27 protein-coding genes and 1 pseudogene are annotated in these 22,955 nt (G+C 40.2%); 7 read left to right on the top strand and 21 right to left on the bottom strand.

Annotation, left to right across the window (positions count from 1 at the left end):
* Nucleotides 1-542: 542 nt before the first annotated feature.
* From BTO10_RS01570 to BTO10_RS01535, 8 genes are all read right to left on the bottom strand, one after another.
* Nucleotides 543-767, bottom strand: coding sequence for a hypothetical protein (locus BTO10_RS01570; protein ID WP_105023322.1), 225 nt, complete (start codon nt 765-767; stop codon nt 543-545).
* Between the two features lie 671 nt (nt 768-1,438).
* Nucleotides 1,439-1,885, bottom strand: coding sequence for a DUF4262 domain-containing protein (locus BTO10_RS01565; RefSeq protein WP_105023321.1), 447 nt, complete (start codon nt 1,883-1,885; stop codon nt 1,439-1,441).
* Between the two features lie 111 nt (nt 1,886-1,996).
* Complete coding sequence (locus tag BTO10_RS01560) at nt 1,997-2,476, bottom strand: SMI1/KNR4 family protein (RefSeq protein ID WP_258096952.1); 480 nt, start codon at nt 2,474-2,476, stop codon at nt 1,997-1,999.
* A 524-nt stretch (nt 2,477-3,000) separates the two neighbouring features.
* Complete coding sequence (locus BTO10_RS01555; protein ID WP_004739422.1) at nt 3,001-3,603, bottom strand: HAD-IA family hydrolase; 603 nt, start codon at nt 3,601-3,603, stop codon at nt 3,001-3,003.
* 412 nt (nt 3,604-4,015) lie between these two features.
* Nucleotides 4,016-4,648 (bottom strand): LysE family translocator, encoded by a 633-nt coding sequence (locus BTO10_RS01550; protein WP_105023320.1) that lies wholly within the window; start codon nt 4,646-4,648, stop codon nt 4,016-4,018.
* A gap of 187 nt (nt 4,649-4,835) precedes the next feature.
* Nucleotides 4,836-5,222, bottom strand: a complete 387-nt coding sequence (locus tag BTO10_RS01545; protein ID WP_105023319.1) for a hypothetical protein — start codon at nt 5,220-5,222, stop codon at nt 4,836-4,838.
* Nucleotides 5,223-5,287: 65 nt separating this feature from the next.
* Nucleotides 5,288-5,602, bottom strand: a complete 315-nt coding sequence (yqfB, locus tag BTO10_RS01540; RefSeq protein ID WP_105023318.1) for a N(4)-acetylcytidine aminohydrolase — start codon at nt 5,600-5,602, stop codon at nt 5,288-5,290.
* Nucleotides 5,603-5,648: 46 nt separating this feature from the next.
* Nucleotides 5,649-6,506 carry a LysR family transcriptional regulator gene (locus BTO10_RS01535; RefSeq protein ID WP_105023317.1) on the bottom strand — a complete coding sequence of 286 codons (858 nt, stop codon included), beginning with the start codon at nt 6,504-6,506 and terminating at the stop codon, nt 5,649-5,651.
* Between the two features lie 86 nt (nt 6,507-6,592).
* Between BTO10_RS01535 and BTO10_RS01530 the strand changes: the two genes are divergently transcribed.
* Together BTO10_RS01530 and BTO10_RS01525 are read left to right on the top strand one after the other, a co-directional pair.
* Nucleotides 6,593-6,832 (top strand): DUF2798 domain-containing protein, encoded by a 240-nt coding sequence (locus BTO10_RS01530; protein ID WP_105023316.1) that lies wholly within the window; start codon nt 6,593-6,595, stop codon nt 6,830-6,832.
* On the top strand, nt 6,825-7,112 hold the full coding sequence (locus BTO10_RS01525; protein ID WP_105023315.1) for a putative quinol monooxygenase: 288 nt from the start codon (nt 6,825-6,827) through the stop codon (nt 7,110-7,112). The genes BTO10_RS01530 and BTO10_RS01525 overlap by 8 nt, the downstream gene beginning before the upstream one ends.
* An 87-nt stretch (nt 7,113-7,199) precedes the next feature.
* Here the strand turns inward: BTO10_RS01525 and BTO10_RS01520 are convergent, their stop codons facing one another.
* On the bottom strand, nt 7,200-7,631 hold the full coding sequence (locus tag BTO10_RS01520) for a GNAT family N-acetyltransferase (protein ID WP_105023314.1): 432 nt from the start codon (nt 7,629-7,631) through the stop codon (nt 7,200-7,202).
* Nucleotides 7,632-7,935: 304 nt separating this feature from the next.
* On the opposite strand from BTO10_RS01520, the gene BTO10_RS01515 reads away from it, so the two are divergent.
* The 4 genes from BTO10_RS01515 to cysS all read left to right on the top strand — a co-directional run bounded on the left by BTO10_RS01515 (nt 7,936) and on the right by cysS (nt 11,351).
* Nucleotides 7,936-8,142: a hypothetical protein gene (locus BTO10_RS01515; RefSeq protein WP_105023313.1), complete on the top strand. Its 207-nt coding sequence runs from the start codon at nt 7,936-7,938 to the stop codon at nt 8,140-8,142.
* A 205-nt stretch (nt 8,143-8,347) separates the two neighbouring features.
* Nucleotides 8,348-8,809 carry a MarR family winged helix-turn-helix transcriptional regulator gene (locus BTO10_RS01505; RefSeq protein WP_105023311.1) on the top strand — a complete coding sequence of 154 codons (462 nt, stop codon included), beginning with the start codon at nt 8,348-8,350 and terminating at the stop codon, nt 8,807-8,809.
* 38 nt (nt 8,810-8,847) lie between these two features.
* Nucleotides 8,848-9,354: an EVE domain-containing protein gene (locus BTO10_RS01500; protein ID WP_105023310.1), complete on the top strand. Its 507-nt coding sequence runs from the start codon at nt 8,848-8,850 to the stop codon at nt 9,352-9,354.
* Between the two features lie 623 nt (nt 9,355-9,977).
* Nucleotides 9,978-11,351, top strand: a complete 1,374-nt coding sequence (gene cysS / locus BTO10_RS01495; RefSeq protein WP_105023309.1) for a cysteine--tRNA ligase — start codon at nt 9,978-9,980, stop codon at nt 11,349-11,351.
* A gap of 171 nt (nt 11,352-11,522) precedes the next feature.
* Here the strand turns inward: cysS and BTO10_RS01490 are convergent, their stop codons facing one another.
* The 6 genes and pseudogenes from BTO10_RS01490 to BTO10_RS01455 all read right to left on the bottom strand — a co-directional run bounded on the left by BTO10_RS01490 (nt 11,523) and on the right by BTO10_RS01455 (nt 17,159).
* Nucleotides 11,523-12,194, bottom strand: coding sequence for a hypothetical protein (locus BTO10_RS01490; RefSeq protein ID WP_105023308.1), 672 nt, complete (start codon nt 12,192-12,194; stop codon nt 11,523-11,525).
* 136 nt (nt 12,195-12,330) lie between these two features.
* A pseudogene (locus BTO10_RS01485) lies at nt 12,331-12,583 on the bottom strand (MerR family transcriptional regulator); the annotation flags it as partial.
* A gap of 89 nt (nt 12,584-12,672) precedes the next feature.
* Nucleotides 12,673-12,960, bottom strand: coding sequence for a hypothetical protein (locus BTO10_RS01480; RefSeq protein ID WP_258096950.1), 288 nt, complete (start codon nt 12,958-12,960; stop codon nt 12,673-12,675).
* A gap of 265 nt (nt 12,961-13,225) precedes the next feature.
* Nucleotides 13,226-15,163 (bottom strand): ATP-dependent nuclease, encoded by a 1,938-nt coding sequence (locus BTO10_RS01470; RefSeq protein ID WP_105023307.1) that lies wholly within the window; start codon nt 15,161-15,163, stop codon nt 13,226-13,228.
* 117 nt (nt 15,164-15,280) lie between these two features.
* Nucleotides 15,281-16,558: a hypothetical protein gene (locus BTO10_RS01465; RefSeq protein WP_105023306.1), complete on the bottom strand. Its 1,278-nt coding sequence runs from the start codon at nt 16,556-16,558 to the stop codon at nt 15,281-15,283.
* A 145-nt stretch (nt 16,559-16,703) separates the two neighbouring features.
* Nucleotides 16,704-17,159 (bottom strand): hypothetical protein, encoded by a 456-nt coding sequence (locus BTO10_RS01455; RefSeq protein ID WP_105023305.1) that lies wholly within the window; start codon nt 17,157-17,159, stop codon nt 16,704-16,706.
* Between the two features lie 1,194 nt (nt 17,160-18,353).
* Here BTO10_RS01455 and BTO10_RS01450 point away from each other — a divergent pair.
* Nucleotides 18,354-18,641, top strand: coding sequence for a hypothetical protein (locus BTO10_RS01450; RefSeq protein ID WP_004739398.1), 288 nt, complete (start codon nt 18,354-18,356; stop codon nt 18,639-18,641).
* Nucleotides 18,642-18,703: 62 nt separating this feature from the next.
* Here the strand turns inward: BTO10_RS01450 and BTO10_RS01445 are convergent, their stop codons facing one another.
* From BTO10_RS01445 to BTO10_RS01420, 6 genes are all read right to left on the bottom strand, one after another.
* Entirely contained in the window at nt 18,704-19,468 is a 765-nt protein-coding gene (locus tag BTO10_RS01445; RefSeq protein ID WP_105023304.1) for a hypothetical protein, read from the bottom strand.
* 129 nt (nt 19,469-19,597) lie between these two features.
* Nucleotides 19,598-20,020 carry a GNAT family N-acetyltransferase gene (locus tag BTO10_RS01440; protein ID WP_105023303.1) on the bottom strand — a complete coding sequence of 141 codons (423 nt, stop codon included), beginning with the start codon at nt 20,018-20,020 and terminating at the stop codon, nt 19,598-19,600.
* A 223-nt stretch (nt 20,021-20,243) separates the two neighbouring features.
* Nucleotides 20,244-20,747 carry a peptide deformylase gene (gene def, locus BTO10_RS01435; RefSeq protein ID WP_105023302.1) on the bottom strand — a complete coding sequence of 168 codons (504 nt, stop codon included), beginning with the start codon at nt 20,745-20,747 and terminating at the stop codon, nt 20,244-20,246.
* Nucleotides 20,748-20,840: 93 nt separating this feature from the next.
* A complete protein-coding gene (locus BTO10_RS01430; protein WP_004739394.1) occupies nt 20,841-21,254 on the bottom strand; it encodes a nucleotide triphosphate diphosphatase NUDT15 in 414 nt (137 codons plus the stop codon).
* A 21-nt stretch (nt 21,255-21,275) separates the two neighbouring features.
* A complete protein-coding gene (locus BTO10_RS01425) occupies nt 21,276-22,046 on the bottom strand; it encodes a GNAT family N-acetyltransferase (protein WP_105023301.1) in 771 nt (256 codons plus the stop codon).
* Nucleotides 22,047-22,073: 27 nt separating this feature from the next.
* Nucleotides 22,074-22,874 carry a GNAT family N-acetyltransferase gene (locus tag BTO10_RS01420; protein ID WP_105023300.1) on the bottom strand — a complete coding sequence of 267 codons (801 nt, stop codon included), beginning with the start codon at nt 22,872-22,874 and terminating at the stop codon, nt 22,074-22,076.
* Between the last annotated feature and the right edge of the window lie 81 nt (nt 22,875-22,955).

Raw genomic sequence — 22,955 nt, 5'->3', positions numbered from 1 at the left:
TTAAGAGTGGTTTGTAGAGCAAAAGTCATTGAGTTTCTTTGAACTAAGAACTGCACTCTGATACCCATTTTAGTTCTTTATGAGTTTGGGTTTCAGATTAGTTCTATTAGATCAAAAACTAATCGACTGTGTTTTTGGACTTTTTAGCGAAACCAATTTCGGGGCACTTTCGCGCTAGAAAGTGCCACGGGTAAAAATTCAGCCTGTGAAGGTTTTGGACACAAATGTGCCAGCGTTTTTGCTAAATTAGCAAGCCATCAATAACTACAGGTATGGCAAATAGTAATAATGCCGTGCAGGACACGCCGGATTACGTGTTGAAACCTCTGCCTTTCGAAGGCCGCTCTTACCTTGAGAAAAGCATCAAGGCTGACAGCCTTTAAGAGCAGAGCGTACAATTTACTTATAATAGAGGCTCGGGCTAGTTCAACACTTGGGATTTAACGCTGGCTGCGCAACGCTTAATCCTTGTCTGTTATGTTTGTGATCCAAATGTTTAGGAGAATACAGAACCAAACAAATACAAAGTGAGTGGCGATACTTTAGGCATCATCGTGCCAAATTTGGTTTAACATCACTCCTTTGCTGAAGACTTTTTCACTGTCGTCTTCAAAGTTAACTACCACTTGGATGTCATTTTCATCATCAGACAATTGAACCCAATCAACCCATTCTATAACAGGTGAGGTTTGCCCATTTTCATAGACTATCCGGAACCCTTCACCCAAATTTTCAGACAATACAAATTCTATCTTTTCTTTATTCATGCGCAATTTCTTCCATGAAAACTTGAATACACCTAACGAAGAACATGGATTCCCCCTCACTAGGATCTGCCACACTTACGTGGTCAACATCATTACTGGACACTACTGAGTTAAGACGTGCAACCTGTGAAGTGTGATCACCAAGCGATTCTGTCGTACCTTAACTACCAAGCGACTTTGTCGTTAGCCTAATTACCGAGGGAAATTACTAAGCAGATCTATACTTAAAGGCTCAAAGTTTGCGACAGAACCTCCTAAAAGCAAAACTAGCGCTATTTTCTTTTATCTCGACTCAGATTAATTAACTTTTTCGACAATTTCAAAGTTTAGTAATTCTGCATTTGAACTTACTACGTAGTATAAAACCCCAGACAAAAAGAAAAAAATTAGAGACTTAAAGAAAGCGCTAAAAAATTCAGTTCGGTCATAAAACAAACAATAGAAACTTTTTATGAAACAAACGCAACTTGATAAGACAAGTAACATATTTAAGATTACTAAACAAAAACCTATAAAATTTATAATATCATCCATAAAAAAACACCTTTCGTATCAACAGACATCAACATAACCCAATCTCCTCTTACTTCTGTTAGGCCGTTGCTACGTAAACACTGTACCAAACTAGAACCAAAATTGCCGAGCGTTGATAGTCCGTCTTAAGCAATCTGTTAGTTTGCATATAACTTAGGCAAAAACCATTTAAAATCTGCTGATGCTTCAGAATCCCAAGGCCAAACACCAGAAGTATCCGGATAGATGAACTGAAGGACTTTGAAATTATTGCCCTTGTATAGCCAGTTAGCCCAACCAAAGTATTCAGCGTAGTATTCTGGACTTACTTCTTTGAAAGTTATATCAAACCCTTCAAGGAAGCCTGAATAGTATTCATCAGGTTTAAATATCTCACCAGCTTTAACTCTATTGTTGTACTCGTTTACTATCCAATGTGCTACTTCTTGATTTAAACCGGTGATTATTATCTCTGGTTGACTGCTTGTTTTTTCTATTCCAATTGAATATGAGAATCCTGGATACTCACCCTCTTCCATGACATGGAGAATATGACATCCATACTGCTCTATATCTTTAAGTGCTTTTTCTTCGTATTGATCCATAATGTTACCCTTGCAAAACTAACGCCTCAAACACCGGCATGGTGAAGTTGGCGGCTTTTTTGCGCAAGCGAAAAAGGTGACAGATTTACCATGTCCGCGTGCTTTGATTTGTTATAGCTTTTCGATTTCATTGAATGTTGCCGCCAATTCTTGCAGCTCTCCTGTTTCGTGAAGCCACAAATACACACTATTAACAAACTGCCCCGACTCTTTGATGAAGAGCATTTGATCACCTAGGCCATTACTTGCAATTGCTACCGCCTCTTCTGGAAAGTTGCCAAAACCTTTACATGATTCAGTTTCATTGATTATGTGATTGCAAGTACGCGAGAGTCTCTTTCTATCGGTTGTGTCCTTAATCGGATAGAACTCCCAGTCATCTTCTTCAGTTGATGCTTCTCCACCGTTATCTAATTTCATGGCTTCACGGTACTCGCGAGGTAACTTTGCACCTAACTCTATTTCAGTTTGGACTAATTGTTCTTCTGATAAGTTAAAAGGCACATATCTCTCCTTGGCTATAACATTCTTAATAACAGGCAGTCTCGTTTTTCTACCTGCCCGACTTTCGATTAATTTATCATAAGCCACTAAAAATTATAGAAAATACATCGATATGTGTACTCTATGCCTACATAAAAACGCGCCGGCGTGTTATCCAAGACATGAAAATCACAAACCTGTTAATAAACAATAATTTACAAAAAAACCATCGACAAAGCGAGACCAAACACTTAATAAAACATATCACTTTCCATACTCAAACAACATTCATACTCAACAAACTATGTAGATAGACAGAAAAGGAAATAGAGATGTTCAGTAAATCAGCCATGAACTTGATATAAGGTTTTGTAGGGAAAACGCACGCCCCCTAAAATGTGTAGAGCATTTGTTCTAACAAGTTTTGGGGCAAATCTGAGCTAGCTGGCACTTTTTGAGAAAAGTGCCACGAGTAAAACTTCACATACGGAGTAAGACCGAGGTTCGCCTATAGACAATTATCAAGGCCGCCACCCTTCTAGAGCAGATCGCACAGTTTACTTATATAGAGGCTCGGGCTTGTTCAACACTTGGGATTTAACGTTGGCTACGCAACGCTTAATCCTTATCTGTTATGTGCAATTTATTTTGATGAACTCTAATGTTTCATCTACTGACTTGTGATGCAAACTTTGTATGCCTAACGCTTGTGCTGATTGTACATTTTTAACCGTATCATCAATAAATACGCATTCACTAGAATCACAACCTAGCAATTCCAGAGTTCTAGTAAAAAATTTAGAAGCGGGTTTAGCTACCAATACGTCAGAAGAGTTGATAACAAAATCAAAACTGCCACTTAAGCTTGAGTCACGTATATCTTGAGTTAGCTTATCGGTAGCATTAGTAACAAGCACAAGTTTTGAAAATGGAGAGATCAACCTTATGGTATTTAAAAATTTATAATCGATTGTAGCGGTTGTCTTCTCCCATGCTTCAACTAGTTCTTCTCCAATTGCTTCATCGAATTTATTTGAAAGTTGCTCACGTACCTTTTTAACCCAATTAGCATGAGTTTGTTGGCCAGTGATTGTGGGTAATAAAAGTGACTCAGAAAATGCAACAGAAAACAGCGCACCAACAGGCAAACCTAAGCGTTTTTCTGTATTCTCGATAGTGCTGCCTTGCCAATGACGGATAACACCATCAAAATCGATGAGGATATATTTTTTCAACGAAACTCCCTTGCACATAACAGCTATATTAGACAGAATTATTCTGTCTAGTATCTTAATGACGTAAACGGTAAATCTTTTTTACTATAACTAACAATGATTTATGTTCGAAAGTTCCGTACATACATCACTAAATACAGATTTTTTCTTAATAACATGAATTGATCGGCAAAAAATGTTCCAGCCTGACGCACGAATAAGTGTTGGACAATTTGCGAACAAGCTGTTGCCACAATAGTTCTCATGATGGCTTCATGCGCTTTAAACATACTTGGGGCACTTTCGAGCTAGAAAATGCCACGGGTAAAAATTCAACCTGAGAAATTTTTTACATCTCAGAGTTAGGGCTGGGCTCCAACTAATTCTATTCAGATAAGAAAAGTATCTGAAGCCCAAACGCTGTATGCATACATTACTTACTTGTAGCTAAACGGGCAGCAAGTCCCAAAAATACCACGCCCAATACACCATCGATATGACGGTTTAAACTAAAGTGACAACCTAGCAAAGAGCCCAACTTACTAAAAGAAAATGAGAAAACAGTATTGATACATAAAACAATACTACTAAGAATGATTCCAAGTATGAGTATCTGATTGGTTAAAGCACCACCAGAATGCGTAAACTGAGGCAAGAACATACTAAAGAAGATTAACGCTTTGGGGTTCATAATATTATTAAGTAAGCCACGGTAGACTAGATCTTTATTACCCAAAGACTGAATCGTCTGACTTGCAGATACGTCTCCTTTGTTTTTTAGCCATGTACGTAATAAATTGACTCCAAGCCAAGATAGATAAATTGCCCCAACAATTTTGATTACCAATACCAAAGGTGGCATCGCTTGCATCAGTTTTCCTAAGCCAAATGCTACTAACAGTGTTTGAATTAATCCCGCAATGAAAATACCAACTGACACCATTACTCCAGCTTTAAAGCCACGAGTCGAAGAATATGTTGATATGAGTACTAAATCTGGGCCCGGAGAAATTGCTAAGAATATAGTGGTAACAAAGAATAGTGGCAATATTGTGGTATCAATCATTTTTTACTCGCTCCTTTCTGTTTGCCAGACTTTACCGATTAATCATTTGAGATGAAAGCTGAATGAATGCCACGGGTAAAAATTCAGCCCGTGAAGGTTTTGGACAAAAGCTTGGCTTCGACATAGCTAACCTAGAATGTTACGGATTAATTGGAGTATGAAAAAGTTGTCCGAAAGCTTCGCCTTGTTAGCTGCTGTGAGCATCCAGTCTATAGATAGTAAATGCGATACTTTCTCCTGCTAATCTTGGATCACTAGACTCGATTGGTGCTGATATATGTGTAATACCCACATCAACTATTACCTCAGGATCTATTTCTGTCACGATACCATATGCACGATAGCGCCAGCCCCACTGGTGGTTTAGCTCTTTCTTGGCTTCAGGATTACCTGAAAACATTGACTCCCATTCTTCGTCTTCATAATGGAGGCCGATTGATAAACAGATATCGATATTTTCTCCGGCCTGATATCTATCGCCCCCAAAGTCGTCCATTACAACAACATTGACACCATCTAATTCGATGATTGCCTCAAGATAGTCACCTTCCGTTTTTTTAAAAATTGCTCTCATAGTTTCCCAACTAAAAACGCCCTGTTATGCGCGTGCTTCTATGTGCTTCATAACTTGCAGACTTGTTAATCAACGACTTTGAAGCTTATAAAACACAAGCTCTTGTCTGATGGATATATCTTTCGCAAGATCCATTTGAGCATGAAGACAAATGGAAGGTTTTCTGCTTTTGCATGCTTTCTGTTGAGTTTATCAAAGTTCACATGCTCAACACCGACAATTTCTAGTCTACAGATTTTTCGCCCATCTTCGTGAGTAAGTGCTTCAACAACCTGCCCCGGGTAATAATGGCTTTCAGATTTATCCCTAATCGTTGCAGTCTTTTTACCAGAAAGAATCTGGCGCTCTAGCCTTGTGAAAAATGTAATTTTATCCACCATTGAACACCTACTTCCTTACCGATTCTTCCAAAGATATACCGCCCAATCACGTCAAATCAACCTTGCGCCCTTGTAAAGCGGGAGTGTTTTGAACACAGCTCTCGATACATGTGATCAGATCTTGGGACAGTGACGAAGGTTTTGGTTTATTCGCCCACAAGGCATACATAGGCCGAGTAAAAAGTATTTCAGAGTCGTATTGAATGTGCCCGGACATCTCACTATTCAAATCGGCGATCTCAGTCATAGGCAATAGGCCTACACCCATGCCTGACGCGACCAGTTTACGTACCAAGGTAATGTCGTTGACCCGAGAAACCTTGGAGTATTGCCGCTCGATACTTAGCAAGTCTTGCCCTGAAATTTGCGTCTTAGAGTACGGCATAATAAGTCGATCTCGGCTTTTGGAGTCTCTTCTTGAGACAAGGCATACGGCAATGTTGGCTAACTTTTTCTGGTAAAAAGACGAGTCTCTTTGCTCTCCACAACGTATCGCTAAATCAAAAGAAGTTTGGCTGAGCAGTACATTTGTATTGGCAGGCTCAATAACGACATCCACATGACTTTTCTCTAGCAGAAAGGCTTCAAGCGCTGGGTATAGTTGGCCAATGATTAAGTTTCTTGGGCAATGTAAGACGAAGGAAACCGCTTCACTTTTCGAGCTTTCAGTTACAGCCTGATGAAGATTTAGGGTGGTCTCGCCAAGCTGTTCAAATAACCCTTTACCAAAACTGGTGAGTTTGACTCCCCGAGAGGAGCGAATAAAGAGTGACTCACCTAATCTCTCTTCTAACAATAAGATGCGTTTGGACAAGGTAGGCGCGGTAGTTGTTAAGTCTCGTGCCGCTTTTGAATAACTGCCTCGACGGGCTACTTCAACAAATAATAAAAAATCATCCAGCATAGGGTTTTCCGCAATCTTAATGTTCTAAAGCTCGTATGGCTGAGGATACGATAAATCCATACAGTATACAGACAGGAGGAAACGCTATGACAAAACTTTTGTTCACTGCTCTGTTCTCATGTGCGATGTCAAGTATGGTGTCCGCGTGGGTTACTTACATCAATCTAGGTTTACCAGAGGATTTCATCAGTCGATGGGGCTTTGCCTTTATTAATGCTTGGCCGGCTTCGTTTGCAACGGCCTACTTGTTGAATAAACCAGTCATGGTATTAACACATAAATTGATGTGCCAATTTACCCCCCAAAAGGAGAAAAACAATGCTTAGTGTTGTGGCTTTTATTACCCCAAAAAGTGAATTTTATGCGAAGTGCAAACAAAAAGCTGAAGGCATTCTAACTGCTACTCGAGAAGAAGCGGGTTGCTTGCGTTTTGAGCTATATGAAAACAAAGCGAAAGATCAGCTTATCTTGGTTGAAAACTGGGTCGACCAAGCCGCCCTAGACGAACACTATGATCAGCCATACATCACACCAATATTTGAGTTTTATAAAACCGCACTAGTTCAAGAGCCACAAATACACAAAATGACCAATGTAGAGGGTTAAATTCTCAGATATATCTGAGTAAGTCACTAGGTAGGAATTGGCCTCACCTGCCTATCATTTAAAAGTTGCTTGAGCTTTAAACGTTTGTTAGCCGTTTTGGACGCCAACTATAGAAAAGTGGTGACTAGCGATATTGAAACCTTCGCGTAAATAGAACTTATGTGCAGGAAAACGCTGAACACCAGAATCCAAATGTATTTGTTCGCAACCGCTTTCTAAAGCATATGTTTTAAACCAATCGATAATAAATTTACCTACTCCACTCGAACGAAATTGCGCATTAGTTACCAAGTCTTCAATGTAAATATGCTTACCCCAAGCAAGCTTTTCACCTACCCTAAAGCCTGCTGCTGCTAGTACACCTTCTGGCGATTTGACATAGACGACTTGGTAACCATTTGATTGCTGCTTCTCGATCTGACCAGACAAAGTATCTAAGTTGTAAGTTGGGCGAAGTTGTAACAACACTTCTAGGACTGACTCGTAATCAGAATTTTTCTCTAAAAATTGTACTTCCATGTATTCTCCATTTTGACGGCTAACAGCTATATTAGACAGAATAATTCTGTACTTAAATATAGAATTATTCTGTCTGGTGTCTTAATGACGTAAACGATACATCTCCTCCCTCAGTAATCAAAACACCGAAGAAAACATAACTCATTTCTTCGATGTTTCGCAAACACCATCCTCAATAAAAATAATTTAAATCATGAGCTTCCCATATCACCGGCTCTTAAAATACCAACTAAAAATGGTTTACAACATTAGTAACCCGGTTTACCATTATTGTAAACCAGGTTACTATTAAGGTGAATTTATTGTGTGGATAAAAACAACAAGCTTGATCGTTAACGGATTAAGTGCGGATAAAGTTTGGAAAGTGTGGACTGATGTCAACCAATGGCATACCTGGCAAGATGATATTGATTACGCAAAACTTGAAGGCGAATTTAAAACAGGGGCTGTATTTAAATTTAAGCCTAGAGGAGGGCCAAAGATCAACATAGAGCTAATAGAAGTCAGATAGAACTCAATGTTCACAGACTTGACTAAGTTCCCTCTTGCAAGAATGTATGATTCTCACGAACTAGTAGAACACGGGAATCAATTGGAAATAAGATCAACACTAAAAATCGAAGGTCCACTATCTTGGTTATGGAAGAAACTGGTTGCTGAAAATGTAGCAAGTGGAGTGGATAAGCAATTAGCTCGATTGGTTGAGAGGAGTCAAAATGTCTAACTCATCCCCTTTTAAGCATGAAGCAGCAGATGACAGTATAGGTTTTTTAATTTGGAAAATGACTACGCTGTGGCAAAGAAAATTGATTTTAGTATTAAAAAGATTTGGAATTACTCAAACTCAATTTGCCATTCTAGCTTCATTAAGGTGGTTTCAAGATAAAGAAAAATTAGCTACTCAAACTAATTTAGTTGAGCACACCAAGATTGATAAAATGACACTATCGAAAGCAATTCGAAAGCTCGAGTTGAGTGGTTTAGTCGAACGTTCCTCCTCAGTCCTTGATGCTCGAAATACTAATGTTCAATTAACAACTGAAGGAGAAAGTTTAATCGTTAAAGCTATCTTTGCTGTTGAAAATACTGATGACGATTTTTTTTCTTGCTTAACCGAGAGTCAACTTAAACACTATAAATCCCTGACATCATTACTAATAAAAAGTAATACTTTATAAAATAGCAGATCATATAAAAACATTGTATAGGAGGTACCTTGAAGAAATTTTGGTGTGGTGTTGTTTCTCGTGAGCACATTAAGTTAGGAGTAGCTGGAGGGTTTTGCCAAGTATGCCATGGTAAATCGGCCCCTTTGAATAGAATGTCAGTTGGTGACGGGATCGTTTTTTACTCACCCACGCTTGAATTCAAGGGTAAGGAAAAATGTCAGAGGTTTACAGCCATTGGTCAAGTTACAGGAGAAGGTAGCTATAAGTTTCAAATGGCGCCAAACTTCGTTCCATACCGCAGAGATATTACATATATAAATGGCAAGGAAATAGCAATTCATCCAATACTCGATCAGTTAGAATTTACCGCTGGCAATAAAAACTGGGGTTTTAAATTAAGGTCTGGTCACTTTGAGCTATCGCAGTACGATTTCCTTACTATAGGGCAGAGAATGTTGAGCCTTTCTACATTGACTGAGGTTTTTAACTTGTATGGTGGGACAGCATCAAATATTCCACATCAGGGTGAATTATGGAATGATCTAAACCTGTAAAAACCTAGACACCGAGCAAAGAGACAAATGATACAAAAACTCTCAAAAATCGGTGTTCATTACTCCTATTATATAAACACGATCCAGTTACTTCCTATAAAGCCTTTTGAGTAATTCATAGGAAGCAATTGGTGTAATCATTTGAGTTTTTGTGAGTACAGGTGTTAGATTAGAGCTAATTTTACTTATCCATAAGTCTAAATTTTCAACGAAAAAACAATGAGGCACTTTCTACTTAGCAAGTGCCTCAGATAGAAATCCAGCCGAACAAGATCTTGAATAGAACCTTCGACATATTTTCCTAAATTAGCAAATAACGAATAACTAAAGATGTGATCAGTATTTAGTTGATTCCTAATATTGGGAGTACGGGCCGCGCCTATACTAACGTCGATGACGTTCAAACATGAACACAGAATAAATATATTGCTTTTTTAAATCATCTATTTTAGTTTGAAAAAATGACGCTAATAATTACTTCCATTCAAATTCTATGTTGTTGCTGTAAATACCTCATTTACGGCCGCTTTAGTGTACCTATTATATAGCAAACCTATCGCTCTCTTTCCTAGGCCGTTGATGTTTTCATCCACGGCCTTTTTGTATTTATAAGGATATGATTTATGAACCAACCTACACTTCAGCTCTTTAATACCCTTGATAGAGCACTTAGCCCGTTTTATACGATTAAACCTCGTGAGGTTGGCCTCTATGCGTGTGGCCCAACTGTTTATGACTATGCACATGTCGGTAACCTGCGTACCTATTTGTTCGTAGACCTTCTAAAACGCGTACTACAGCTCAATGGATATCATGTTAGTCATGTCATGAACATCACCGATGTTGGGCATCTAGTGTCTGATGGTGATACTGGAGAAGACAAAATGGAGAAAGGCGCACGTAAACAAGCTAAATCAGCTTGGGATATTGCTACATATTTTGAAAAGGCATTTTTTACTGATCTCGAAAGGCTCAACATTCTCAAGCCTTCTATCACTTGCCGAGCAACCGACCATATTCAAGAACAAATTTCGTTTATTCAGTCACTCGAAGTTAAAGGCTATACCTATCGAACCAGCGATGGTATTTATTTTGATACAGACAAACTACCCGACTACGGCAAGCTTGCTCGATTAGATAAGGAAGGTTTAGAAGCTGGCATTCGCGTTGATATGGCGGAGAAAAAGCATCCGACAGATTTCGCACTTTGGAAATTCACTGGCGAACAGAAAAGGCAAATGGAGTGGACAAGCCCGTGGGGAAATGGCTTCCCAGGGTGGCATATTGAATGTTCAGCGATGGCAGAAAAGTACTTGGGAGAGACCTTCGATATACATATCGGTGGTGAGGATCACATCCCTGTCCACCACACCAATGAAATTGCGCAATGCCAAGCGAAAAACGGACATATACAAGCAAACTTTTGGTTGCATGGTTACTTCTTAAATATGAACAATGAGAAAATATCTAAGTCGGGCTCTACACTGCGTTTAGAAAGCCTAATCGACAAAGGTTATGACCCTCTAGCTTATCGCTATTTAACCCTAACCAGCCACTATCGTAGCCAGCTCAGCTTTACTTGGGAAGGGTTGAATGGTGCACAAAAGGCACTGCGTAGATTAAGAAAAAAAATCACTGGTATGCCTGACGGTGGTCGCGTTGACAACCAGTTCAAAGCTGAATTTCTTGCACATATCAGCCGTGATTTGAACATGCCACAAGCACTCGCTTTACTATGGGAGGTCACCGATAGCTCCATAGAGCCTGCCAATAAAAAAGCGACACTACTTTATTTTGATCAAGTATTTGGCCTTGATCTTGAAAAAGTTGAACAGGTCACCATTCCGAAGGAAGTTCAGCAGCTCGCTGAACAACGTCAATGCATGAAACAACAGGGGCGATTTGATGAGGCAGATACAATCCGAGAGCAAATTCGCGCCTTGGGGTATCAAGTCAACGACAGTACTAACCACTCAAGCGTAACCAAGTTACTTTGATCAGTTAAAATTACCCGTCTCACCGAATAAGAGGCCATCAATAGCCTCTTATTCTCGGTCAAGGCAAGTTTAAGATACCACCTTAGTGACGGAGTACCAATACCATTGCCTATCACCAGGCGTCTATGCTAAGTGTTGCGATTATCTTCAACGCTTTGTTATATGCATAGCCTATTCAACACTGAATACATAGCCCGGATACTCATCATTAAGTGTTTCCACCACTTCCAACCACGCACTTTTATCGAGTAATTTGGGGGAAAGAGCTTCCGGAGCTAAAGACCAACTTTTTAGATTAAAACCCCAAGACATCGCGCCAACTGGATAGAATACCCCTTCTACTTCAGATAGCCCAAACAACTTTCCATTCCAAGTTAAAGTGATATGGGGAGCCGAAGTCCAACCTGGATTATCTCGAAAAACCTTTCCCAAACTATAAAATGGGTAACTACTATCACGCTTCTCTTGGCTGCCCACATCAACAAAAACCCAATTGGGACCAAAGTTTCCCAAGGATGCATGTTTACCTGAAAACTGCGCGCCGCTCGATGTTTCCACAATATGTAGCCAGTGTGTCACTTTTGAGGACGAAACCTCAATTGCTGGAAACTTTGGTGCAAAGCAATGAGAGTTGCCTGATTCGACAAAACGAACATCAAAAACGTCATCTCGATCCCACAGATCAATACTGTGATTCGTTATCGCAGAGTCATTCAGACACTCACCATAGCTGCCATTTTCAATATTGGTTGAGAAAGCAGAGTTCCGATAAACGCCAAACGATAAGTAGGCACCAACAATCACGATCAGTAAAAATAACGAACCAAAAATATATTTTTTCATACCTTTTAAGCTTGCCTCCCTCTATAGCTTACGACGCCTAATTCTTATAAGTTCCCTCATCACTTCGATAAAACCCTTGAGAGGAAAATACCAAGTGCGACACCTCTGAACATCAAAACAGTAACTCTAAACTCTATTGGTGCTGTTCTAGCAGCGCTGACGTTCAAGTACCACGCTGCTACCCTGCTCCCTTAATCAAGCGTATTCCAATATCTCTTCGAATGACATGGCCGTTTCTTTTAGTCGAATGACAAACTCAAGCCACTTTACGTCTTTCGCGCTATACACTCGGTGCTCACTGCTATTACGCTGAACATTTTTAAACACACCGATTTTTTCATAGTTCTAAACGTATGAGCCGACAAACCCACCAAGCCAGAAACTATCATCCAAGAACGCTCTACGCTAAAAACACAAAAACCCAACGATAGCTTGCTGCCGTTGGGCTCTACTCTTAAATGCGGGTTATAACGCTATGTTACTTAACTGTGATACCAAAATCGCTCCATTGAGCTTTACGCTTGGTGGTAAAAATACAAGAAACACCGCCCACGGTATGAGTAATTGGAGCTTCAAAATCGCAAAACAGTGAGATATACAAAATTGGTAGCTGTTCGTTACCAAATGAATTTGGTGTCCACATGGCTACATCACCACCTTTACATTTAGCGTTCGCTTCATCACCGTTGGCAAAATGACAAATCTTGTCTTGCTTTAAATCACTTAGCCCAAATGCAGCAGAAGAGTTGAATGATGTTGCTGACAAAGCAAAAGTAAGTGCTAATAGAACTTATTTCATAATAAGGTTGCCCGTAGTTTGATGTATACGAGTTACCTTAACATTATGATAAACATATACTTATCTAGATTATGCAACCTATGACACAGACCACAAATTGCGTTACTCATGCCTTGTTGACGAGTGGGTAACGCAATATCGATACTTCCGCATACCCCTTAAACACTAAAACCAACGCATAGTAAAAATGCTACGCGTTGCGAATCATACTTCAACAGATTGTTACGCATATCTAGTTAAGTGCATCAAATGCTCTTTTAATAGGGTCTGGGATTTCAGATACATCAAGATGGCGGCCAATGATTTCTCCCCAATCAAAACTTTTATTCGGCCAGTCGTCAATTCTTTCTGCACTGTTTATGCCAACTAATTTCTGACGAATTAAGTTTCTCAGCTTAGGTGCAAATTTTTGGTTAGCTTGCAAAGTGTTACCTTGTTGCGCCATTGGAATTGCATCAAGAATACTTGTAATATCTTGATCTGTAATTTCAATGTCTTCACCATACACTTCACGCACTATCTGTGGCCACAGGCTAGCAGGTAACGAGTCTTCTAGGTCTTGCTTACCTACAACAAATGTTTGTGCATCTTCTTGCTTGTTTGTGTCAGCATCAAAGATATATATTGATAAATCGTCTCGCTTAGCAAAGCCATCAATTAAACTATCTAACAAATCATTTGCTACATCTTCGTTCGTACACCCTTTTAAGTTTATCAACTGAATATTATTTTCACGGAGTGTGCAACCTGTATACTTATGGTAGAGCAACGGAATTAAAGCTTGTTCGGTATTACCTTCAACAACAAGGAATTTATTGAAAAACAAGAAGTCACTATTCATTACACCCAATGTATCAAAAATGTCCCCTACCTCCGCTATAGCTCCTATTTTGGTATAACTATTTTCAATATTGAAAGTATTTATATCTTCTAGCTTAGACGCATTAACGAAAATCGTACTATGAGTGCTAACCAATATTTGAAAATGTTGTTCCGATAATAAGCGAAGCGTGTTGATAAATTCTCTTTGAGCTCTCGGGTGCAAGTGCGTTTCGGGCTCATCAAAACACCAGACATACCTTTTATTTGTTTCTGTTGCTTGTTCTGCTTGTAGTCTAAGCAATGCAAACCAAATTTGACGTTTTATGCCTTCACCTTGGTTATCAATATGCACACTTTCTTCAGAACTGTCTTTACCTACAAACAAGTCTGTAAGTTGATTTTTTAACTCAAAGCTTACACTGGCGCTGATACTCTCAATGCTTGGAACTTCATTTTGAATACCCAGTTCTTCAAGTTTTTGGTTAATCTTTGTCTGTGCGCGTGTTCGTAGCATACCTGAAATTTTCTTTGCTCGAGTAACCTCTGCTTCGATAGAGTCAGATAAGATAGCATTAGCCGCTTTAGTTATACCCTCTAGTGACTCGTTCCAGCTTAAATAAGCGTACTCAGGGAAAACAGCCTGCAAGTCTAGCTTCCACTTCTTATGTTTAACGTCATCGCTGAACTTAACAAACTTATACGAACAAGAAACTGTATTTAGTATCGAACGAATTTTTTCATAAATGGTGTAGCGCCCTTCACCATTATCATTAATGAGGTTCTCTTCCTCTGGATTATGAGTAGTCATAGCAGCATTGACTTGAGTTTGAGTCGAACTATAAATACTAGCTAAGTTCTGCTCATCCGGATGATCATGAGAGTAATATATTTCAGTTGTCCCTGTATCTGCGTTTATAACCCTAGCTTTATAAAAATACCTACACTGGTCATCCATCAATCTTGCAGATTCCAGCACCCACTTTAAGTGGTTGGATATATCTTCAGCGTCTTTATCAAAATCTTCAACTTGAAACTTACCAATGCATACAATGAACTTTTGTTGATTATCTTCCGTTAGTTCAAATAGTTCAGGCAGACCTTGCTCACGTAATTGAGCATTAATTTCATTTTTAGTTAATGCAGTGTGAGATAAGTCATTTTTCTCGGTTTTATCATTTGGAATAGACGCTGAAAAAGACTGTTCTAATAGCAGTCTTACCGAATTCAATGATGTTGTTTTACCACAATCATTCTCTCCAATTAGCACTGTTGGAGAAATGGACTTAATTTCAAGTGCCGTTTTTTGCGCACTTTTGTAATTTATAGTAATGACTTCTTTGAGTAACATTCTATTTATTTCCTAGACCACCAAAGTTAAATATTTTAGATATGCACAACGCCGTAAACACGAAACGCAACCTTGAACTGAAAATGCCAAGCATTGGGAATCACTCTTAAATGCTTGCTATACTAATTCTGCCGCCTGTTCCTCTAAATCTATGTAATCGAGCAGTTCTGATAATTCTTGGAATTGTTTCCAAAGTAAAAATGATTTGTCTACGACTTTTACTCTTGAGCGATTAGCATCGTACTCAAACACTATTGGTTTAGTACGATTGTCCAGTTGTAAGCTTACTGATTTGTTTAAAGCGCCAGAGAGTTTTTTGAGTGAAACTTCAGACTTTTTTGGGTGAGCCGTCTGGATTTGTCGCCTAAGTGCTTGTATTGGTAACCCTTCAAGCAAGAACTTCTCATCGATTGTTACTAAAGCAAACAAAATCCATTTATAAAGTTCAAGTTCTGTCGGTTGAAACCCAGCGCTGAAGTCCATTAAGAACTTGGTAAACCTGCCAGTATGCATATCTAATACAGATTTGATTTCATCTGTAATATCGATGTTCTTCGCGACAACTGTTTGTTCAGGTTGCGTTTTACTTATATTTTGAGCTTCACATACCTTCATACATAGTTGCTGCACAAGGAAAATACTACCATTACACTTTTCTTTAACGCAGTTTTTAAAGTTTTCAGTAAATGAGATATTCAGTAGAGCTTCACTGACAGTGAAGAGCTCATCGATATTCTCGTCTAACCACATATCTGCATTGATCGATACAATTCGTCCTGCCAAGTCACCGTTAAAAGTGGTTAATCTATCGTCTTCAAGCCAAACACCTACGATAATAAAACACAGAGAACTTTCTTCGTGATAAGCCTTCAACGCGATAGAGAAATCAACCTGTGTATCTATATCAAGGTAATGAAAGTCTTCTAAAACAATGAATTTATCAAAATCAATTTCTTTTAGTGCGCTGATTACATCATTAGTATTTTCTAGATCAAGCTCTAAACTTTTTTTGTTTATTTGCCTAGCTAACTCCATTGATATATCTGAGCCAATTTTGGTATCTGTTAACCCAACAGATAGTGAGACCTTACTAGTTCCTTTGAGCGTTTTGGATTCTGAAACGGAGATTTGATAACCTGCACGCTTTAAAATAGATTCATTGATATCTGCAATACCCCAAGTATTGCTGCACGTTACCGAAATATAGTCACTTTCAAGTAAATTTTTCTTTCTTAATGACGTTTTTCCCTGCTTCGAACTTCCATGAATCACTATATGAGTTTGTTTCGCCAACGAATCAACAAAGAGATCATCAACATGAGCTCTAGATATGTAATTCATAGGTAAATCACGTGAAGTTCTAAAGACTTCATCTACTAGTACGATATTTTCCAATTTTCCTCCAATTCGTATAACGCCCTGTTAAGGGGTGAGCAACGCAATGCTGATGCCACCGCATACCGCCTTAAACACTAAAACCAACGCATAGTAAAAATGCCACGCGTTGCGAATCCCTCTTAAACAGATTGTTATATGCGTACTAATCTTTACGATCTACTTTTGTATAAGTACTAGAGCAAGCCTTACATGAATAGGAAGCATCATTGCCAGGGATGAACATACCATTAGAGTGTTGATCCGGCTCTGCTGGGTTAAATGTAAGGTGAATATACTTCTCATCGTTTTCGTAGCACCTAGTACAGTAAGGCGAATCGTCATTATCAGCCCAATACATTTCAGTTTTTGAGTTGTACTTAATAGTATCTCGCTCATTCAATTTTATTTTAAGTTGCCTTATTTCTTCGTTCTTTTGCGCAAGAATACCTTGGAGTTGCGAAGCTTCAACCATAGTCAACGATAACTGTTGTGTTAGCGTGGCTAAATGTAACTGCAACTCCAATGAGTCAGGCTTGTCTTTTTGAACTAACTTGAGTGTTTCAAGGGACTTATTAAGAAAGTCAATTAGGGTAACACCCGTAACTAAAGTTACATCCATTCAAATTTCCTCATGAGCATATAACAGCTATATTAGACAGAATAATTCTGCATTTTGTCCCTGAGAGCATTCTATCTAGTAATCTAGGTCATTCAGGAACTGTCTAATAACTAATTTAATAACAACACCTTACCTGCTTGCCTCTGAAGCGAACATGATGAAAAACAGAAATTTTCTATATAGTTTCCGCAAAATGCAGAAAATAGCGCAATGTGTGAGTGAGTCGTCATCTTGCAGGTTGGTTTTCCTCCCGCCGCCTTAGCATTTTGGTTCCAGAACTTTCGGTAGAATGATGGTTAAGCCGCAGTATCGGCGAGTCTCGTGCTGATAAATTTACAGAACAACATTCAATTTTCGAGAGATGGTATGTGAAACTGATCGTTTAATCAATCAGTATTTCATACTTAAAATCAAATTATTTTATTGATATTTCTAACACTTTAACGCCGCGTGTAACGGTTCATTTTTGGTGGCTCACGAAGCCTTGCTAATCATCCATTTGTCTTAAGTTTTCTATGCCATTACATCGCAGCCTTCAACACGCTCGCAGGCCTTAGTATTAATCCTCACAAAACCAGCGGTCTTTAACCATCTGAATTCTAAATCTAAAACTCCGCAGCCATGAAGCCTTTTGTGCACTGATAATTTTTGTCATCACGATCAATTTGAATGTGTTTATTGCGTGGTGAGTTCTGATAGGTGCTGTGCTAGGCGCTTTGAAGTGCCCGCCCAGCTACGAACAACAACAGAAGCAAAAGCACCACGTGTTATGAATCAATGATGGATGTGAGTGAGACGATAAATCCACTCAACTGCTCGTGTTATGAGCCCATACCGATTCAGCACTAAATATCACGTATTGTGAATCAATCTTAATCGACGACTTCACACGTTCCCCCCCTCACCACCAGCGAACTCCCCCAAACAACGGATACATCAAAGTCATCAGCAGGTTTAGCTGCGTAAAAATTACGGAGCGTGAACGCAGGCGCTAAAAAATTTCACATCCTAACAAAGGGGAAGTTAGGAGCGAACAGCCCAATAAAACCGGAGGCTTTCACCGTTTTTGCGCATGGTACAACACAATTAGAACAATAAAAAATTACTGTTATTCGATAATTTTTTGTTGATCTGCAAAAATTTCGATGTATATTAGCCCCTCAACACCACTCCTAAACTCTTACGAGGTATAAAATGAAAAAGGCTTTACTGTTTCTTGCTCTTGGTTCTCTTTCTGTTTTCGCTCACGCTAAAGCAACACAAAATTCAGACCAGATGCTTGCCCAAATCGATAGCGTTGTTGTTTACGCAGGTGAAAATGTAGAGAGCTCGCAAGAGGTATATGAAACGATCAATTCAAATAACTCTGCTGGATTCGAAAACTGCGCGATTTATTTACCGGAAGGGGAATTAGAGGCCAGCACTACGATCACTTTACGCCGTACTGAAGATGGCTTTATATTGGAGTGTGCCTCTAAGTAGAACTAACGCATAAAAATACCGACCTCTGGGGTCGGTATTTATTGTTTTATTGTTTTGGATGCCTATGTGGCGGCATTTAAAGCCAGTGATTGAGCAAACTCTCGCATGTGCCTTGCGTTGTCAGCATTTTCTGCATCGCCACATGCTTTTCCGTAGTATTGAATGTTTGGCGAGGAATACACGGGCAATACTTTTTCAGCGTAGGTCATCACGGTGCCGGCTTCTCGGCACAAAGCGCCGAAAGAGTAAGGTTTGATGTAATCATGGTTTTCTTGTAGCAACATACCTTTAAGCCAGTAGTCGGGAGTGTCGTTGTGCCACGCCCAAGCCAAATGGCCCAGTTCATGCTCAAGTACCTCTACCTCTGCTGCAGATGACAGCACTAAAAAGCTGCGGCTTAAATTCAGATCAACCGAACCCACGGTTCCTTCGTCTAAGAACTCGTGGTCTTCAGGAAGAACCAGTGCATAGTAGCTCCCCTCTCGCTGCATGGGTTCTAACACCTCGTCACCAACCAGCTTGACTAACTGTTTGTGTAGCTTACTACTTTCCGCATCTTGGAAACCAGAAAGGTCGATTCTAGTGATGCCTGATAATGTTCGTTCCATCGGTACGCATGAATTTTGAAGAACAAGGTTAGAGTAGCCTATCATCTTCTGAATTTTTGACTCGCTCATCGATGCGTCGGTAAAGAAGTGAACCGGAGTTTCGACTTTTTCACCCATTTCACAAGGAGCAAAGGTCAGTTCTTCACCTCTGTGTTTACCAACGAAAAAGAGTGCCACAACGCCCAGTAAGGCGCCGCCAACCAAGAAGTTTTTCTTCATTATATTCCTTTATTACCTTATCGCTTTGTAGCTTTACTAAGTTAGTGCTTTATCACACCAGTTTCGATGAGGACAACAGTGTTTCGCTTCTGCCATCAGTGTCTTGGTTATGCTGGTTGCATGAACCCGTTAACCTAACGTTTTTTCCATAGACAAGTGCACAATGCCCGCTTCCATGAACTCTTCTCCAAATGGTGTGAATCCCAGCTTGGTATAGAAGTCGATGGCTTGCTTTTGAGAGCCAAGATACACGCGCTTGTACCCACTCTGCTTCGCTTCATCGATTAGCGATAACACAATCTTCGAGCCAAGCCCTAGTCCTCTAAAATCTCTCATGATGGCAATACGACCAATGTGACCGTCGCTTAAAATACGGCCTGTGCCGACACGCTTTCCATCGACAGTCACCACGGCATGAATGGCCGAACTGTCTAGCCCATCAAACTCTATTTCAGGTGCAATAGATTGCTCGTTGATAAAAACGCTCTCGCGAATAGAACGAATTGATTGTTCATTTTCACTATCAAAAGCTACATTTTTTACTTCGATCATCATTAACCTTTTGTGAACGTAAAAACTGAATGAATCACGAGCGCCAAACCAAAAGCACTCGCTTGCATATGCAACACAACTGGGGGAACGGACCAACCTATTGAAAAGCCGTATAACATGAAAGGAATAAAGCGCTAAATTGAGAAGGATAGCGACAAAACCCAACGCTGATGTGTTGAAATTCACTCGTTGGGTTTGAAGAGATAATGGTTTTTAAGCCGGATTAAGCGTGCGCTTTGAGGTACTTTTTAACTTTTTTCATCGCCATTTGACGCTTTAGTGGCGACAGGTAATCAATAAATAGATTACCCGATAAATGGTCAATTTCATGCTGCATTACGATAGCGAGAAAGTCATCGCTTTCAATGGTGATTGGCTTCCCTTCTCGGTCGAGAGCAGAAACAACCACAGACGTAAAACGCTCGACATCCGCATAATAGTCAGGCACTGATAAGCAGCCTTCTTGGCCCAAAGCTTTGTTGGAACCACTTGCGACTACCGGGTTCACCAAGATTAACGGTTGGTCTCGGCTGTCTGAAATATCGATAACCACCACGGCCTCTTTGCGACCGATTTGAGTGGATGCCAAACCGATACCATTATCAGTGGCATAGAGTGTTTCTAACATATCGTCGATGAGTGTTTGTACCGTCGATATATCTTGCACCTCTTCCGCTTTCACTTTAAGCCTTGGATCTGGTGCGGTAAGAATGTCTAAAACTGCCATGCTTTCCTTTGAATTTTCAATTGAATCATTACGTTGTAAAAGAGTGAACAAGATAGCCCAATGTGCTTTCAGCACCAAGTATGGGCGTTCTGGCTAGTCAAAATTCTTGAAGTTTACCGGTTCCTTCAACAAGTTCACCAAAGGCAAGAACAGAGGTTCTGGCAGTTCATCTAAGTCGAACCATTGCCACTGCTTACACTGATGAGGCTCCATGACTTGAGGCTCACCACTAGTACTGGTCGCGACAACATACAAGGTGACGTAGTGCTTGCCTTCTTTTTCGAAGATATCGTTGGTAAAGCCTAGCTTCCTAAAAGCGCCGACCTCTAACCCTGTCTCTTCTAGGGTTTCTCGCTGCGCGCACTCTTCAATGCTTTCACCCAGTTCAAGGTGCCCGCCAGGCGTCGCCCACGTATTCGCACCATGTGAGCCAATGCGCTCGCCAAGTAGAATGCGTCCTTCCCGGAAAATGACCGCTGCCACACCTACACGTACTTGATTATTCACTCTTTACTCCTTTAAAACACACTACTCGCTACTTGGTGAGGTATACCCTGTGGTTGTAGCGATCACTTCAAAACCACGTTTGGAAACAATGGGTTTACTCATATCAGAAGCATCAATAGTAAGGTATTTAACCCCTCTCGACTTGGCTTCCTCAATACGTTTGTTCAGTAGCAAACTGTAATAGCCATTACCTCGAAATGCTTCAATGGTGCTACCGCCCCAAATACCGGCAAACGGGCTACTTCCATTAAATATGATCCACGCCGAGGTCACAGGCTGGTCATCGATATAAACGACATAGATAGACACCGAATCTGGCGCGTGCTGTTTAAGGCTGACTAAGTGATTGTAATGCCATTCGAAATCGCCACCCCAAACTTGTTCTTGGACTTTGATTGCATCGCGAATGCCTTTGCTGTCCGTCACCTCGGTGATTTTGCCTTCATCAAAGGGTTCGAAGGTGGCCTTAGACAAGTCCAACACCATGAATGACTCGTGCTCATCCTGCTCAAAACCATTCTCGAGCAATACTGCACTGATGTTCGTTGGTGTATCGGTACTGTACGTCTTCCATTCAAAACATAGGTTACGCTGCTTAAAGTACGCGAGTTGCTCTTTGACGATGGAGTCTGTGAGGCTTTCATCGAAGTCGAAAAAGGAGATATAGCTACCGTGTCGATCGTGAGATACGAACTTAGTCAGGTTGTTCTCTGTTACTTTAATACCATTGAATGAGTTAAAACGCTTTCGCTCGAACTCGTTGTACTCTTGCATTACATCCGTTGTATTCATAATTTTCTCTTGCAGATGGCCCTATCTCTAACCTTTACACCATACACTTCGTACGCCAACCGAGCGAAAACCGATCGATTTACAATTTTTGCTACTGGTACTGTTTGGCATTACGTCGGTTAAAAGTACCTTGGCCCCTAAGGCGATAGCATCTTCGATTCGAGCTCTTAATAAACCCGTTTGGCATCCGTTTGAACGATAGCTCTCTTGTGTATACGCATTGGCAAGTATGGCGTGTTCGTTGTTGATGAAACTCGTCGCCCAAGCGCACGGTTTACCCTCTATTTTCGCAACGTAACAACGGAAAGTATCCGTGCAATAGAGCGCGCGTTTCTGCTGCCAGATTTGCTCTGAACACTCTAAACCGGATGTTTTGAGCAAAGCCAAAAACTCGTCGGCATTATCTTGCGTCCATCGCTCAATCGTGACTTTACCTACATCGCTCGACGGTTCTGCGCTTGTTTTTTTTGAACTCGGCTTTTCTACATAGCCTTCTGCCGATAGCTCAAGAAACTCATGCTCAAAAGCGGGCACAAACTGATGTTTCGATAACCATGATTTCAGATCTGTTGTTAGAGCGTTAGGCGCAATAGAAATCTCAGGTGAGATACCATCTGCAAATAGCTTGAGGTCCGCCTCTAAGCTCTCGTAATTGCAAGCCCCATCAATGAGGATCTGGTTGTCGTACTTACGTGTTTTATCGATAAAAACAGTGAAGCCATCATCTTCAATTGAAATCAGTTCACTGGCTAAATCGGTTGAAAGGGTTCGCTCGTTATTAAAATAGAAGTATGCGTTATATGCGTCTTTAACTGCTTTCACTTGCATTGTTTTCCTTAACTTGATGGAAACAAAAATCTCTGTAGGGCCAAAACAACACACGAGTAAGAGCTGCGTGTTTTGAATGGT

Source organism: Vibrio chagasii (genome assembly GCF_002954585.1).
Lineage (GTDB): Bacteria > Pseudomonadota > Gammaproteobacteria > Enterobacterales > Vibrionaceae > Vibrio > Vibrio chagasii_A.
Note: the sequence above shows the minus strand (reverse complement) of the source record. Positions and strands in the feature narration are given on the sequence as shown.